This window comes from Phytobacter sp. MRY16-398, assembly GCF_003925915.1.
Taxonomy (GTDB): Bacteria; Pseudomonadota; Gammaproteobacteria; order Enterobacterales; family Enterobacteriaceae; genus Phytobacter; species Phytobacter diazotrophicus.
In genome coordinates, this window is record NZ_AP018756.1 from 482,815 (window position 1) to 496,314 (window position 13,500).

The window sequence follows — 13,500 nt, forward strand, 5'->3', positions numbered from 1 at the left end:
GGCACAGCCACTGTGCCCACGCGGGAACGTGCATCCTGAAAATAATAATCATCGCACCAGTGCTAAACGTTTCTTTATTTATTACAGGTGATTTATGACTTATGTAATTGTTCATGCCCTCGCACCGATTTTTATCATCATGTTGCTGGGCTTCTGGGCGGGCAAGGCCAAAATGGTGGATAACAAGAATGTTTCCCTGCTCAATATTTTCGTCATGGATTTTGCACTCCCCGCAGCTCTGTTCAGTGCCACGGTACAAACTCCGTGGACCGGTATCGTTGCCCAGTCTCCACTGATTCTGGTCCTGACGCTGGCGATGTGGGTTACTTACGCGGTTATCTACTTCCTGGCGACCCGTGTCTTTAAAAAATCGCCGCAGGATGCCGCCGTGCTGACCCTGACCGTCGCGCTGCCGAACTATGCGGCGCTGGGGCTGCCTATTCTGGGTAGCGTGCTGGGCGAAGGTTCTTCTACGTCGCTTTCTGTCGCGGTGTCGATTGCCTGTGGCTCAGTATTGATGACCCCGTTCTGCCTGCTGATTCTGGAGCGTGAAAAGGCCCGTGCGCAGGGAGGTAACTCCGGTTCCACGCTGGCAATGCTGCCGGTTTTGATGTGGCGCTCGCTGAAAAAACCGATCGTGATGGGGCCGCTGTTGGGTGTGATCCTCTCTGCGATTGGTATCAAAATGCCGGAACTCCTGCTGGCGGCGATTAAACCGCTGGGCCTGTCTGCAACCGCAGCGGCGTTATTCCTGACCGGGGTGATCCTCTCTGCCCGTAAACTGCAGATCAACACGATGGTCATCACCTCGACCATTGCCAAGCTGCTGATTCAGCCCTTTATCGCCTGGGGCATCGTGCTGATTTTTGGCCTGCACGGTTCGGTGGCGATCACCGCAATCCTGATGATTGCGCTGTCTGCCGGTTTCTTCGGCGTGGTATTCGGTAACCGATTTGGCGTGCAATCGCCGGATGCAGAAGCCGTGCTGCTGTTAAGCTCAGTACTGTGTATTCTGTCGTTGCCGCTGTTTATCTCGCTGACCTCAGGAATCTAAACCATGAAAACATTACGACCGCACGATCTTGTCTGGCTGGCCGAGCGTAGCGCCCTGGAAGGCGTTACCGAAGCCTGGGTTGAAGAGATATGGCACCCCGGTTTGCCGGTGGTGGTGCGGCGTGATGTGAATCCTAATGGACGCGTACCTGTCGGGATACGCGGCCTCAAACGTGAGCAACGCGCAGCGGCCTGGGTTGCCCCGGAGCACGTTGTCCGCGTTGTCTCTCCGGAAGAACTCGTTGATACGCAGACGCTGGTCCGTTCGCCGTTTATCACTCAGCCGCCAGTGCAGGTTGCGTTCCAGTTGGCTCAGCAGCGCTGGCCGTGGGTCTGGGGAATTACGGGCAGTAGCGGCTATAGCCTGGCAACCGGGATCCCGGTTTTGCATGCGGCCAGCGACCTTGACCTGATGATCCGTGCGCCGCAACCGCTGGCACGCGAGGCGTTGCTTCGCTGGCAGCAGCAGATTTCAGGCGCCTTATGCCGTGTTGATACGCAGGTCAATGTTCCGCAGGGCGGCTTTGCGCTGAGTGAGTGGCTGCGTGATGGCCGGGTGCTTCTGAAAACGAATCGTGGGCCGCAGTTGGTCAGCGATCCCTGGTTTGAGGGAAATTAAATGAAAATTCTGTTCACCTTTCCCGGGCAGGGGACGCAGCATCCGGGGATGTTGCGCGCGCTTCCGGGAACGGAACTGGCGCAGGCACGTGAGGTGCTGGGCGCAGAAATCGATACGCTGGATACTGCAGAAGCCTTACAGCATACGCGCGCCGTTCAGCTTTGTTTGTTGATAGCCGGGGTTGCCTGGGCGCGTGAACTTATGCGCCGGGACGTTTCGCCCGATATTGTCAGCGGCCTTTCGATTGGCGCCTATCCGGCCGCGGTCATCGCCGGAGCGCTGGACTACGCAGACGCTCTGCGGCTTGTGGCATTACGCGGTGATTTAATGGAACAGGCCTGGCCCCACGGTTATGGTCTGACGGCGATCATGGGCCTGACGCTACCGCAGGTGGAAGCACTGGTGGAAGGGAGCGGGGCGTATATTGCCAATCTGAATGCCGAGACCCAGATTGTGATTGCCGGTAGCGACGCGGCGATGGCGAGTGTGGGGCAGAAAGCGCTCGCCAAAGGCGCAAATAAAGTCCGACGTCTTGATGTCAGCGTACCGTCACACTGTGCGCTGCTGGCTGAACCGGCCCAAAAACTGGCGGAGGCATTTCGCAAGGTGACACTTGCTCGCCCGAGCTGTGCTTACCTTAGCGGTAGCACCGGGCGCGTATTGTGGCAGGCTGATAAAATTGCCGATGATCTGGCGATGAACATGGCGCGCACCGTGCGCTGGCAGGAGGCGATGATTGCGGCAAACGAACGTGAAGCCCGGCTGGCGATTGAGATGCCGCCCGGCGGCATACTGACCTGCTTAACCCGTCAGGCCGCATGGACGGGAGAGACGATTTCATTAGATCGCAGCGGCGTGTCGGTCGCAGAACACCTCGCAAAACGGCTCAGATCGCAGGAATAAGCCGTGTTCGGTTCAGGCGTTGTCCTGCCGGTTTCTGGCGTACATACGGCCTTCCGCCGCCAGCGCCAGTAAGTTCGGGTCATGCTCGCGGTTGCGGGCAAAGACAATGGCTATTTGCTGCTGCATCTGGTAGGGCTGTGCGAGTTTGAGTAGCTGCACGGAATTCTCATACACCTTCTTCATTCGCCCCGGCATCAACGTGAAGCCCACGCCCGCCTGCACCAGGCTCAGCATAGAAAAGATATCATTCACCCGCGTCACAATCTCTGGCTCAAACCCGGCGATATGGAAGGCTTCCTGAAACCCGGCATAGGTGGCAAACCCTTCGGCAAGAGCGACGAATTTTTGCTGGCGATAGTCGCGTAAATCGGCTGGAGCGGAGGTATTCAGTTTCGCGGCCGCCGGTGCAGCCAGAAAGATTTCATCGTGGAAGAGCGGCAGCATTTCGAGGTTGGCTGAATCCAGTTCCGATTCAGAAATCGAGATCAGTATCGCGTCCAGCGATCCTTCCTCCAGTTTATGTAACAGGGTCTCGTTCGACCCCATCGTCAAATCCATCTCAAGTTCCGGGCGGCGCAGCTTCATCCCCATGATCAACTGGGGGACGGTTTCCAGCGTGAGTGAATAGAGGGTGCCGACGCGCAAACGATTCTGGCCGATACCCGCCATCTTGCGAGCTTCTGCCAGACCGCGCTCCATGATTTGCGTGGCCTCCTGGCAATACTCCAGTAATGTCCAGGCCGCCGGAAGGGGCAATAAGTTACGCCCCTTGTGGACAAACAGCGGGCAGCGTACGTTCTCCTCCAGCGTATGCAGCGCGCGATGCACGCTCACACCGCTAAGGTTCAGCGCCTCGGCGGCTCGGGCGATATTGCCTTTCTCCATGAAGGCCATAAAAATGGCCAGCTTGCGAAAGGTGAGATCACTGGTGATGTCGGGGTTCATCTCAGCCTGCCTGCGTGATTAATCGGTTTGCAGCATGGCCTCGAGCTGCTCGTGCGCCTCCAGCCACGCCATTTCGCACTCTTCAAGACCCGCTTTTGCCTTCGCCTGTTGCTGCAGACACTCGGTAAGTTCTGCTTTACGGCTTTGGTCATACAGGCCGCTGTCTCCGAGCTTCTCTTCCGCCTGCGCTAGCTGGGCATTGAGTTTTTCCATCTCTTTTTCGAGGCGGGTGATCTCTTTGCGCAGTGGTTGCGTTTGGGTTCGCAATTCGGCTTCACGGCGTTTCTGGTCTTTGCGGGCCTGCGCACTGTTGGCATTGTCTTTCGGTGCGTCGGTCGGCTGGCTTTCCTGTTTCTGAATGTCGCTCAGCCACTGCTGATAATCTTCCAGATCGCCATCGAACGGTTCGACTTTCCCGTCGTGCACCAGGTATAAATCGTCCGTAGTGGAGCGCAGCAGATGACGGTCATGCGACACCACCACCAACGCGCCTTCAAATTCGATTAACGCTTCGGTCAGCGCCTGACGCATGTCGAGATCAAGGTGGTTGGTGGGTTCATCGAGCAGCAGCAGGTTCGGGCGCTGCCAGACGATCAGCGCCAGTACCAGGCGTGCTTTTTCGCCCCCGGAGAAGCGGCGAGTCTCTTCGCTGACTTTGTCACCCTGGAAACCAAAACCGCCGAGATAATCACGCAGCTTTTGCTCCAGCTCCTGCGGGGCCATACGCGCCAGATGCTGTAACGGCGATTCGTCGGCACGCAAGAACTCCAACTGATGTTGGGCGAAATAGCCAAGCTTGATGCCCTTCGCCAGACCGATGTCGCCGCTAAACGGCGTCAGTTCACCGGCCAGTAGTTTAATCAGCGTCGATTTACCCGCACCGTTGCGGCCCAGCAACCCGATACGCGACCCTGGCACCAGGTTGAGCTTAATAGAGTCGAGGATGACGCGGTCGCCATAGCCGGCGCTGATTTTTTCCATTTTCAGCAGCGGATTGGGCAGGCTTTCTGGCGCACGGAAGCTAAAGTGGAACGGGTTATCCACGTGGGCCGGGGCGATAAGCTCCATACGCTCAAGCATTTTGATGCGGCTTTGCGCCTGCTTCGCTTTGCTGGCTTTGGCCTTGAAGCGATCGATGAAACTTTGCAGATGCGCCACGCGCTCCTGCTGGCTTTCGTACATTGCCTGCTGCTGCGCCAGACGGGTTGCGCGCTGACGCTCGAAGGAGCTGTAGTTTCCGGTGTATTCGAACATGGTTTGCTGTTCGATATGAATAATTTTATCGACCACCGGATCGAGAAAGTCACGATCGTGGGAGATAAGAATCAGAGTGCCCTGATAGCTCTTTAGCCACTTTTCCAGCCAGATTACCGCATCGAGATCGAGGTGGTTGGTCGGTTCATCGAGCAGCAGCAGGTCGGAGCGGCAAATCAGCGCCTGCGCGAGGTTAAGACGCATACGCCAGCCGCCTGAGAAATCGCTGACCGGACGTTCGAGCTGCTCGTTAGAAAAACCCAGACCGTGTAGCAAACTGGAGGCGCGCGAACGGATAGTCCAGGCGTCGATAGCGTCGAGCTTGCCGTGGACGGTGGCGATGGCGTGTCCGTCATTGCGTTCGTTGGCGGCGTTCAGCTCTGCTTCGAGACGACGGTATTCGCGATCGCCATCAATCACATAGTCGAGTGCAGGCATCGGCAGGGCAGGGGTTTCCTGATTTACCCACGCCAGTTGCCAGTTATTGGGAAAGGTAAAACTACCGCCATCAGCGCTGAACTCGTTTTTCAAAAGCGCCAGCAACGTAGATTTGCCGCAGCCGTTTTTGCCCACCAGGCCGACTTTCTGACCCGGGTTGATGGTAGCTGTGGCGTTATCCAGCAGGACACGCACGCCGCGACGAATTTGTAACGAGGAGAAAACAATCATAAGGCGCCGTATGTTCAGACTATGTTAATTTGTCATTATGATAATGTAAGTAGTGAGCGGTTTCGCCTCACCAGGCCCGCAATGGTAGCCCAAAACAAAGAATTTAGACAAAATCATTCTGGCCGCTGAATGCGGTAATAAAAATGACAGGTTTTACACCCGGGAGGGGGATGATGTCCCAGACAGCGAAAGTACTGCTGCTGTATGCCCATCCGGAATCACAGGACTCGGTGGCAAATCGAGTTTTGCTCAAGCCGGCAAAGCAACTGCACAATGTCACCGTGCATGACCTCTATGCACACTATCCAGACTTTTTTATTGATATTCCCCGGGAGCAGGCGCTGTTGCGCGAGCATGAGGTTATTGTTTTCCAACATCCGCTTTATACCTACAGTTGCCCGGCGTTGCTGAAAGAGTGGTTTGATCGCGTGCTTACGCGCGAATTCGCCAGCGGCCCGGGAGGGAGTCAGCTCGCGGGAAAGTACTGGCGTAGTGTCATCACCACCGGTGAGCCGGAGGCGGCCTATCGCCATGACGGGCTCAACCGTTATCCCATAAGCGATATTCTGCGCCCTTTTGAGTTAACGGCGGCCATGTGCCGCATGCACTGGATGAATCCCATCATTATTTACTGGGCGCGCAGGCAGCCGCCAGAGGCGCTGGCAAACCATGCGAAAGCCTACGGCGACTGGCTGGCCTCGCCAATCATGACGGGAGGCCTGTAATGGAAGGTTCGGATTTATTGCTGGCCGGCGTCCTGTTTCTTTTCGCTGCGGTGGTGGCGGTTCCGCTTGCTGCCAGGTTAGGAATCGGCGCGGTGCTCGGTTACTTGCTGGCGGGGATTGCCATTGGCCCCTGGGGGCTCGGTTTCATCAGCGATGTCGATGAAATCCTGCACTTTTCGGAACTTGGTGTCGTCTTCCTGATGTTCATCATTGGACTGGAGTTAAATCCGTCAAAACTTTGGGCGCTGCGTCGCTCTATCTTTGGCGTAGGCGCCGCACAGGTGCTGATGAGCGCGGCCGTGCTGGCCGGATTACTGATGCTGACACAATTCTCCTGGCAGGCGGCGGTGATTGGCGGGATTGGTCTGGCAATGTCCTCTACCGCGATGGCGCTCCAGTTGATGCGTGAAAAAGGGATGAACCGTAGCGAATCCGGCCAGCTTGGCTTTTCGGTGCTCCTGTTTCAGGACTTAGCGGTGATCCCGGCGCTGGCGCTGGTACCGCTGTTGGCGGGTAACGGTGATGACCATCCTGACTGGGTAAAAATAGGCATCAAGGTGCTGGTGTTTGCGGGTGTGCTGGTTGGCGGGCGCTATCTGTTGCGCCCGGTGTTTCGCTTTATTGCCGCATCCGGCGTACGGGAAGTTTTTACAGCCGCTACATTGTTACTGGTCCTCGGATCGGCGCTGTTTATGGATGCGCTGGGGCTATCGATGGCGTTGGGCACCTTCATTGCGGGTGTGCTGCTGGCGGAAAGTGAATACCGTCATGAGCTGGAAATAGCCATCGATCCGTTTAAAGGACTGCTGTTAGGGTTGTTCTTTATTTCCGTCGGCATGGCGCTCAACCTTGGCGTGCTCTATACCCATCTGCTTTGGGTACTGGCGAGTGTTGCCGTGCTGGTGGCGGTGAAGACGGGAGTGCTCTATTCCCTGGCGCGTATCTATGGTCTGCGCAGTTCCGAGCGAATGCAGTTTGCCGGGGTGTTGAGCCAGGGGGGAGAATTTGCTTTTGTGCTTTTTTCCTCGGCATCCTCGCAACGCCTGTTCCACAATGATCAAATGGCGTTGCTACTGGTGACGGTCACCTTATCCATGATGACCACGCCAGCGCTGATGAAGCTCATCGATAAATTGCTGTCCCGGCGCTTTAACCAGCCAGAAGATGAAGACGAAATGCCGTGGGTGGACGATGATAAACCGCAGGTGATTGTGGTGGGATTCGGGCGTTTCGGTCAGGTGATTGGTCGTCTGCTGATGGCCAATAAAATGCGCATAACGGTACTGGAGCGGGATATCAGCGCCGTTAACCTGATGCGTAAATATGGCTATAAAGTGTATTACGGTGACGCCACGCAGCTTGAATTGTTGCGTTCTGCGGGGGCGGAAGAGGCCCAGTCCATCGTCATCACCTGTAACGATCCGGAAGATACGATGAAGCTGGTGGAACTGTGTCAGCAACATTTCCCGCAGCTTAAGATCATGGCGCGTGCGCGGGGCCGTGTGGAAGCACATGAGCTCTTGCAGGTGGGCGTGACACAATTTTCCCGTGAGACGTTTTCCAGTGCGCTTGAATTAGGCCGTAAGACGCTTATCTCGGTGGGGATGCACCCGCATCAGGCCCACCGTGCGCAGTTGCACTTTAAGCGTCTCGATATGCGTATGCTGCGTGAGCTGATGCCAGTGCATACCGACACAATGCAAATTTCCCGTGTGCGGGAAGCGAGACGAGAGCTGGAAGAGATTTTTCAGCGTGAAATGCAGCAAGAGCGTCGCCAACTGGATGGCTGGGACGAGTTTGAATAAGGGGGAACCCATGGCAGTACGTAAACGTTTTATTGCCGGGGCCGTATGCCCGTCCTGCCAGGCGCAGGATTCGATGGCAATGTGGCGCGAGAATAATGTCGATATAGTTGAATGCGTTAAGTGCGGTCACCAGATGCGTGAGGCGGATAAAGACGCCCGTGAACATGTCCGCAAAGATGAGCAAGTTATCGGGATCTTTCATCCGGACTAGCGATATACCCAGAGTTTTTTTAAGCTAAAGGGTACACAGGGGCGGATTTCCGTTACAATCTGCGCCAGCAATTTTCCCACGCTCAGGAGATATCATGAAAGTAGCAAAAGACCTGGTGGTCAGCCTGGCCTATCAGGTACGTACAGAAGACGGTGTATTGGTTGATGAGTCTCCGGTGAGTGCGCCGCTGGACTACCTGCATGGTCATGGTTCCCTGATCTCTGGCCTGGAAACAGCGCTGGAAGGTCACGACGTCGGCGACAAATTTGATGTTGCTGTAGGCGCGAATGACGCTTACGGTCAATACGACGAAAATCTGGTTCAGCGCGTTCCTAAAGACGTCTTCATGGGCGTTGACGAGCTGCAGGTTGGCATGCGTTTCCTGGCTGAAACAGACCAGGGCCCGGTACCGGTAGAAATTACCGAAGTGGAAGACGATCACGTGGTGGTTGACGGTAACCACATGCTGGCTGGCCAGAACCTGAAATTCAACGTTGAAGTTGTTGCTATTCGCGAAGCAACCGAAGAAGAACTGGCTCATGGTCACGTTCACGGTGCTCACGGTCATGATCACGATCACGACCATGGTCACGACGGTTGCTGCGGCGGCCACGGCCACGATCATGACCACGGTCATGAGCATGGCAAAGGTGGTTGCGGCGGTAATGGCGGTTGCGGCTGCCACTAATACCCGTCGTCTTTCCAGCCACAGCGGCATGGGCTACGCTTGCGAACCCCGGTCACAGAGTGATCTATGCTCCGGGGAGTCCAGTAGCTTTATGTGTTGCGGTGACTCGGTAAATGTTTGGGCACAAAAAAAGCGGGAGATTCCCGCTTTTTTTACGTCTCAATAATGGGGCGGAGGCGTCTCTTCGGACTGTGAAGCGATGTGTGAGGGCTGGCTGGCTTTGAGTTTTTCTGCCATTAAGCGCATATGTTCGCGCAGCTTCGTCATTTCCAGTTCATGGGCAATGACCGTCTGGTTGAGCTCTTCAATGGTCATCTCCTGGAAGGCCAGTTTGCTTTCCAGTTCTGCCATCCGCGCTTCCATTGTTAAATCGTTCATGGTGTACCTCGTATCAATGTTCTGCACGGTTATCGCCAGGATGACGGATTTTACTGAACTTTCACCCCGTCTGCAGCATCCGACTGGCGACGCGAAACTAATTTAAACAAAAATAGTCTGAAAACAGGCGATTTCAGGGGGAGACCTTATGTTGATTTCGCCCACAACGTTTTATAGTACGTTTCTCATTTACGTTTAACCCTGGGGTGAGATGCCCCGGCCCTGGAGATATGGATGAAATTACTGTTTAAAGTCACGCTGCTGGCGACCACGATGGCCGTTGCACTGAATGCGCCGCTGACCTTCGCTGCTGAAACCGCAACGAAAGATGCAACTGCAGCAGCAGCTGACAGCAAAGCGGCATTTAAAAATGACGACCAGAAATCCGCGTATGCGCTGGGTGCGTCACTGGGCCGCTACATGGAAAACTCCCTGAAAGAGCAAGAAAAACTGGGCATCAAACTGGACAAAGATCAGCTGATCGCAGGTGTTCAGGATGCGTTTGCTGATAAGAGCAAACTGACCGACCAGGAGATCGAACAGACTCTGCAGGCGTTTGAAACCCGCGTGAAGACAGCCGCGCAGGAAAAAATGGAAAAAGACGCTCTGGAAAACGAAACCAAGGGCAAAGCTTTCCGTGATGCGTTCGCTAAAGAGAAAGGCGTTAAAACCTCTTCTACTGGCCTGCTCTATCAGGTAGAGAAAGAAGGTACGGGTGATGCGCCGAAAGACAGCGATACCGTAGTTGTTAACTACAAAGGTACGCTGATTGACGGTAAAGAGTTCGACAACTCTTATACCCGTGGCGAGCCGCTCTCTTTCCGTCTTGATGGTGTTATCCCTGGCTGGACCGAAGGGCTGAAAAACATCAAGAAAGGCGGCAAAATCAAACTCGTGATTCCGCCAGAACTGGCTTACGGTAAAAACGGCGTTCCGGGTATTCCGGCTAACTCTACGCTGGTCTTTAACGTAGAACTGCTGGATATCAAACCAGCACCGAAAGCAGACGCATCTGCCGCGCCAGATGCAGCAGCTGCGCCTGATGCGCCAGCCGCTACGGGCGATAAGCCCGCTGACGCAAGCAAAAAATAATGATGTAAACGCCGCCGCCTTTTGAGCGGCGGTTTTTTTATTGCAGCACAGAGATACACATCATTCATATTGCTTCGGGGCGGGAATACCAGTATTTCCCACGCATACTCAAATCTGTGACCAGACAGCGCTGATGCCGCCAACAAAGAAGCAGTTTGAAGCATAAAATGTATATAATTCTGGAAAGCGTCACCCACGCTGTATTAATTTAATCCTCTGTGTAAATGTCGAGCCTGCCCTGAAAACATAACGACAGGCTCCTGAAAAGGAGTGCTTTTTTTCATGTCCAGGTCGCTTTTAACCAACGAAACCAGTGAACTTGATTTACTGGATCAACGTCCTTTCGATCAAACAGACTTCGATATTCTTAAGTCATACGAAGCCGTTGTGGACGGGTTAGCGATGCTCATTGGTTCTCACTGCGAAATTGTTTTGCACTCCCTGCAGGATCTGAAATGTTCCGCCATTCGTATCGCTAACGGCGAGCACACCGGGCGTAAAATCGGTTCGCCGATTACTGACCTTGCATTGCGTATGCTGCATGATATGACCGGTGCGGACAGTAGCGTGTCCAAGTGCTACTTCACGCGCGCGAAAAGCGGCGTTTTAATGAAATCGGTGACTATTGCTATTCGTAATCGCGATCATCGGGTCATTGGTCTGTTGTGCATCAACATGAACCTTGACGTGCCGTTCTCGCAAATCATGAACACCTTTATCCCGCCAGAAACACCGGATGCAGGTTCGTCTGTCAACTTTGCCTCTTCGGTAGAGGATCTGGTAACTCAGACCCTTGAGTTCACGATTGAAGAAGTGAATGCCGATCGTAACGTTTCCAATAACGCCAAGAATCGCCAAATCGTTCTGAACCTTTACGAAAAAGGTATCTTCGATATCAAAGATGCCATCAACCAGGTGGCGGATCGTTTGAATATCTCCAAGCACACCGTTTATCTGTATATCCGTCAGTTCAAAAGCGGCGACTTCTCCGGGCAGGATCGGTAATGCGTTTTGCCTTAATGGTCACCGGCCCGGCTTATGGTTCCCAGCAGGCGAGCAGTGCCTGGCAGTTTGCCTGCGCGCTGCTCGCCAGTGGGCATGAGCTGGGTTGTGTCTTTTTCTACCAGGACGGGGTCAGCAATGCGAACGTGTTGACCTCTCCCGCCTCGGACGAGTTTGATCTCGTTCGCGCATGGCAACGTCTGCATGAGCAGCATCAGGTTGCATTGCATATCTGCGTTGCGGCGGCGCTGCGTCGGGGCGTTGTTGATGAAAACGAGGCCAGTCAACAGGGCTTGCCTTGCGCTAATCTCCAGCCGGGGTTCACGCTCTCGGGCCTGGGGGCGCTGGCCGAAGCGGCATTAACGTGCGATCGTGTGGTGCAATTTTAATGAAACGTATCGCTTTTATCTTTAGCTCTGCGCCGCATGGATCTGCTGCCGGACGTGAAGGCCTTGATGCATTAATGGCCGCGTCCGCTTTTACCGATGATATCGGCGTGTTTTTTATCGGTGACGGTGTCTTCCAGTTGCTGGTGAATCAGCAGCCGAACGCTATCCTGGCACGAGATTACATCGCGACCTTTAAAGTTCTTCCTCTTTATGACATCGAAACCTGTTGGGTTTGCCAGACATCGCTTCGCGAGCGTGGCCTGAGTGATGCGACGCAATTTGTGTTACCAGCGCAACTGCTGGAGCCGGATGCGCTTCGCGATCAATTAGATGGGTACGATGTTGTCATGACGTTTTGAGGCATTTATGTTGCACACTTTGACTCATTCTCCCTGGCAATGTGATATGGCAACGTTACTGCGAACCGTACGCAGTGGGGACGATCTTTTATTGCTTTCCGATGGTGTGATTGCGGCTCTGGAAGGCGGGCAGTACCTTGAGTTGCTGCTAAATGCCCCCATAACGGTGCATGCGCTGAATGAAGATATTGATGCGCGGGGTCTGTCTGGTCAAATTTCGAGCAGTGTCGTCAGGGTTGGCTATAATGATTTCGTTAGCCTGGCGGTAAAACACGAGACTCAGATGCGTTGGTGATACGGGATCGTTGTATATTTCTTGACACCTTTTCAGCACAGCCATAAAATTCTGCGTCCTCATATTATATGAGGTCGATTTATTACGTGTTTACGAAGCAAAAGCTAAAACCAGGAGCTATTTAATGGCAACAGTTAACCAGCTGGTACGCAAACCACGTGCACGCAAAGTTGCGAAAAGCAACGTGCCTGCGCTGGAAGCATGCCCGCAAAAACGTGGCGTATGTACTCGTGTATATACTACCACTCCTAAAAAACCGAACTCCGCACTGCGTAAAGTATGTCGTGTTCGTCTGACTAACGGTTTTGAAGTGACTTCCTACATCGGTGGTGAAGGTCACAACCTGCAGGAGCACTCCGTGATCCTGATCCGTGGCGGTCGTGTAAAAGACCTCCCGGGTGTTCGTTACCACACCGTTCGTGGTGCGCTTGACTGCTCCGGTGTTAAAGACCGTAAGCAAGCACGCTCCAAGTATGGCGTGAAACGTCCTAAGGCTTAATGGTTCTCCGTTAAGTAAGGCCAAACGTTTTAAATTAATGTCAAACTAAACTCTTTGAGTTTTGGACAATCCTGAATTAACAACGGAGTATTTCCATGCCACGTCGTCGCGTCATTGGTCAGCGTAAAATTCTGCCGGATCCGAAGTTCGGATCAGAACTGCTGGCTAAATTTGTAAATATCCTGATGGTAGATGGTAAAAAATCTACTGCCGAATCTATCGTATACAGCGCGCTTGAGACCCTGGCTCAGCGTTCTGGTAAAAACGAACTGGAAGCATTCGAAGTCGCTCTCGAAAACGTGCGCCCGACTGTAGAAGTTAAGTCTCGCCGCGTTGGTGGTTCTACTTATCAGGTTCCAGTTGAAGTCCGTCCGGTCCGTCGCAATGCTCTGGCAATGCGTTGGATCGTTGAAGCTGCTCGTAAACGCGGTGATAAATCCATGGCTCTGCGCCTGGCGAACGAACTTTCTGATGCTGCAGACAACAAAGGTACTGCAGTTAAGAAACGTGAAGACGTTCACCGTATGGCAGAAGCCAACAAGGCGTTCGCACACTACCGTTGGTAATCCCTTCGGTTTAGTCACCAGGCGGGCGCTTCGGTGCCCGCTCTGGCT

Annotated in this window: 17 protein-coding genes; 14 read left to right on the forward strand and 3 right to left on the reverse strand. The window is 54.1% G+C overall.

From position 1 onward, the window contains the following. Window positions 1-94 precede the first annotated feature (94 nt). From MRY16398_RS02205 to mdcH, 3 genes are read left to right on the forward strand one after another with little or no spacing between them, the layout of a single operon-like run. Window positions 95-1,054 carry an AEC family transporter gene (locus MRY16398_RS02205; RefSeq protein WP_041851423.1) on the forward strand — a complete coding sequence of 320 codons (960 nt, stop codon included), beginning with the start codon at window positions 95-97 and terminating at the stop codon, window positions 1,052-1,054. A gap of 3 nt (window positions 1,055-1,057) precedes the next feature. Next, window positions 1,058-1,672 (forward strand): malonate decarboxylase holo-ACP synthase, encoded by a 615-nt coding sequence (locus MRY16398_RS02210; RefSeq protein ID WP_107223551.1) that lies wholly within the window; start codon window positions 1,058-1,060, stop codon window positions 1,670-1,672. Beyond that, window positions 1,673-2,575 (forward strand): malonate decarboxylase subunit epsilon, encoded by a 903-nt coding sequence (mdcH, locus tag MRY16398_RS02215; RefSeq protein ID WP_041851425.1) that lies wholly within the window; start codon window positions 1,673-1,675, stop codon window positions 2,573-2,575. 12 nt (window positions 2,576-2,587) lie between these two features. On the opposite strand, the gene MRY16398_RS02220 is transcribed toward mdcH, so the two are convergent. Next, the gene (locus tag MRY16398_RS02220; RefSeq protein ID WP_041851426.1) at window positions 2,588-3,520 is read right to left on the reverse strand and encodes a LysR family transcriptional regulator; all 933 of its coding nucleotides are present in this window, start codon (window positions 3,518-3,520) and stop codon (window positions 2,588-2,590) included. Between the two features lie 18 nt (window positions 3,521-3,538). Continuing rightward, on the reverse strand, window positions 3,539-5,443 hold the full coding sequence (locus MRY16398_RS02225; RefSeq protein ID WP_125123791.1) for an ABC transporter ATP-binding protein: 1,905 nt from the start codon (window positions 5,441-5,443) through the stop codon (window positions 3,539-3,541). A gap of 170 nt (window positions 5,444-5,613) precedes the next feature. Between MRY16398_RS02225 and kefG the strand changes: the two genes are divergently transcribed. The 4 genes from kefG (at window position 5,614) to slyD (ending at window position 8,872) form a co-directional block, all read left to right on the forward strand. Beyond that, window positions 5,614-6,168 (forward strand): glutathione-regulated potassium-efflux system ancillary protein KefG, encoded by a 555-nt coding sequence (gene kefG, locus MRY16398_RS02230; RefSeq protein ID WP_072039772.1) that lies wholly within the window; start codon window positions 5,614-5,616, stop codon window positions 6,166-6,168. Beyond that, window positions 6,168-7,973 (forward strand): glutathione-regulated potassium-efflux system protein KefB, encoded by a 1,806-nt coding sequence (kefB, locus tag MRY16398_RS02235; protein ID WP_041851429.1) that lies wholly within the window; start codon window positions 6,168-6,170, stop codon window positions 7,971-7,973. The genes kefG and kefB overlap by 1 nt, the downstream gene beginning before the upstream one ends. 10 nt (window positions 7,974-7,983) lie before the next feature. Then, window positions 7,984-8,184: a YheV family putative zinc ribbon protein gene (locus MRY16398_RS02240; protein ID WP_125123792.1), complete on the forward strand. Its 201-nt coding sequence runs from the start codon at window positions 7,984-7,986 to the stop codon at window positions 8,182-8,184. 94 nt (window positions 8,185-8,278) lie between these two features. Further along, window positions 8,279-8,872, forward strand: a complete 594-nt coding sequence (gene slyD / locus MRY16398_RS02245) for a peptidylprolyl isomerase (protein ID WP_041851431.1) — start codon at window positions 8,279-8,281, stop codon at window positions 8,870-8,872. A gap of 159 nt (window positions 8,873-9,031) precedes the next feature. Here slyD and MRY16398_RS02250 read toward each other — a convergent pair whose 3' ends face one another. Next, window positions 9,032-9,250 carry a protein SlyX gene (locus MRY16398_RS02250; protein ID WP_090084062.1) on the reverse strand — a complete coding sequence of 73 codons (219 nt, stop codon included), beginning with the start codon at window positions 9,248-9,250 and terminating at the stop codon, window positions 9,032-9,034. A gap of 234 nt (window positions 9,251-9,484) precedes the next feature. Between MRY16398_RS02250 and fkpA the strand changes: the two genes are divergently transcribed. From fkpA to rpsG, 7 genes are all read left to right on the forward strand, one after another. Further along, entirely contained in the window at window positions 9,485-10,342 is an 858-nt protein-coding gene (gene fkpA, locus MRY16398_RS02255) for an FKBP-type peptidyl-prolyl cis-trans isomerase (RefSeq protein ID WP_125123793.1), read from the forward strand. Between the two features lie 282 nt (window positions 10,343-10,624). Continuing rightward, window positions 10,625-11,347, forward strand: coding sequence for a helix-turn-helix transcriptional regulator (locus MRY16398_RS02260; RefSeq protein WP_041851434.1), 723 nt, complete (start codon window positions 10,625-10,627; stop codon window positions 11,345-11,347). After that, entirely contained in the window at window positions 11,347-11,733 is a 387-nt protein-coding gene (gene tusD / locus MRY16398_RS02265) for a sulfurtransferase complex subunit TusD (protein ID WP_125123794.1), read from the forward strand. Before MRY16398_RS02260 ends, tusD begins: the two co-directional genes overlap by 1 nt. Beyond that, on the forward strand, window positions 11,733-12,092 hold the full coding sequence (gene tusC, locus MRY16398_RS02270; RefSeq protein WP_041851436.1) for a sulfurtransferase complex subunit TusC: 360 nt from the start codon (window positions 11,733-11,735) through the stop codon (window positions 12,090-12,092). The genes tusD and tusC overlap by 1 nt, the downstream gene beginning before the upstream one ends. Before the next feature lie 7 nt (window positions 12,093-12,099). Beyond that, a complete protein-coding gene (tusB, locus tag MRY16398_RS02275) occupies window positions 12,100-12,387 on the forward strand; it encodes a sulfurtransferase complex subunit TusB (protein ID WP_041851437.1) in 288 nt (95 codons plus the stop codon). Between the two features lie 124 nt (window positions 12,388-12,511). After that, window positions 12,512-12,886 carry a 30S ribosomal protein S12 gene (gene rpsL, locus MRY16398_RS02280; protein WP_000246815.1) on the forward strand — a complete coding sequence of 125 codons (375 nt, stop codon included), beginning with the start codon at window positions 12,512-12,514 and terminating at the stop codon, window positions 12,884-12,886. Window positions 12,887-12,981: 95 nt separating this feature from the next. Beyond that, complete coding sequence (gene rpsG, locus MRY16398_RS02285; RefSeq protein ID WP_035894363.1) at window positions 12,982-13,452, forward strand: 30S ribosomal protein S7; 471 nt, start codon at window positions 12,982-12,984, stop codon at window positions 13,450-13,452. Window positions 13,453-13,500 lie beyond the last annotated feature (48 nt).

Excerpts from the sequence above, each read along its gene's own strand:
- MRY16398_RS02250 (WP_090084062.1), bottom strand. The coding sequence starts at position 9,250 with ATGAACGATTTAACAATGGAAGCGCGGATGGCAGAACTGGAAAGCAAA.
- kefG (WP_072039772.1), top strand. The coding sequence starts at position 5,614 with ATGATGTCCCAGACAGCGAAAGTACTGCTGCTGTATGCCCATCCGGAA.
- tusC (WP_041851436.1), top strand. The coding sequence starts at position 11,733 with ATGAAACGTATCGCTTTTATCTTTAGCTCTGCGCCGCATGGATCTGCT.
- MRY16398_RS02220 (WP_041851426.1), bottom strand. The coding sequence starts at position 3,520 with ATGAACCCCGACATCACCAGTGATCTCACCTTTCGCAAGCTGGCCATT.
- MRY16398_RS02210 (WP_107223551.1), top strand. The coding sequence starts at position 1,058 with ATGAAAACATTACGACCGCACGATCTTGTCTGGCTGGCCGAGCGTAGC.
- rpsL (WP_000246815.1), top strand. The coding sequence starts at position 12,512 with ATGGCAACAGTTAACCAGCTGGTACGCAAACCACGTGCACGCAAAGTT.
- MRY16398_RS02260 (WP_041851434.1), top strand. The coding sequence starts at position 10,625 with ATGTCCAGGTCGCTTTTAACCAACGAAACCAGTGAACTTGATTTACTG.
- tusD (WP_125123794.1), top strand. The coding sequence starts at position 11,347 with ATGCGTTTTGCCTTAATGGTCACCGGCCCGGCTTATGGTTCCCAGCAG.
- tusB (WP_041851437.1), top strand. The coding sequence starts at position 12,100 with ATGTTGCACACTTTGACTCATTCTCCCTGGCAATGTGATATGGCAACG.
- MRY16398_RS02225 (WP_125123791.1), bottom strand. The coding sequence starts at position 5,443 with ATGATTGTTTTCTCCTCGTTACAAATTCGTCGCGGCGTGCGTGTCCTG.
- mdcH (WP_041851425.1), top strand. The coding sequence starts at position 1,673 with ATGAAAATTCTGTTCACCTTTCCCGGGCAGGGGACGCAGCATCCGGGG.
- rpsG (WP_035894363.1), top strand. The coding sequence starts at position 12,982 with ATGCCACGTCGTCGCGTCATTGGTCAGCGTAAAATTCTGCCGGATCCG.
- MRY16398_RS02240 (WP_125123792.1), top strand. The coding sequence starts at position 7,984 with ATGGCAGTACGTAAACGTTTTATTGCCGGGGCCGTATGCCCGTCCTGC.
- fkpA (WP_125123793.1), top strand. The coding sequence starts at position 9,485 with ATGAAATTACTGTTTAAAGTCACGCTGCTGGCGACCACGATGGCCGTT.
- MRY16398_RS02205 (WP_041851423.1), top strand. The coding sequence starts at position 95 with ATGACTTATGTAATTGTTCATGCCCTCGCACCGATTTTTATCATCATG.
- kefB (WP_041851429.1), top strand. The coding sequence starts at position 6,168 with ATGGAAGGTTCGGATTTATTGCTGGCCGGCGTCCTGTTTCTTTTCGCT.
- slyD (WP_041851431.1), top strand. The coding sequence starts at position 8,279 with ATGAAAGTAGCAAAAGACCTGGTGGTCAGCCTGGCCTATCAGGTACGT.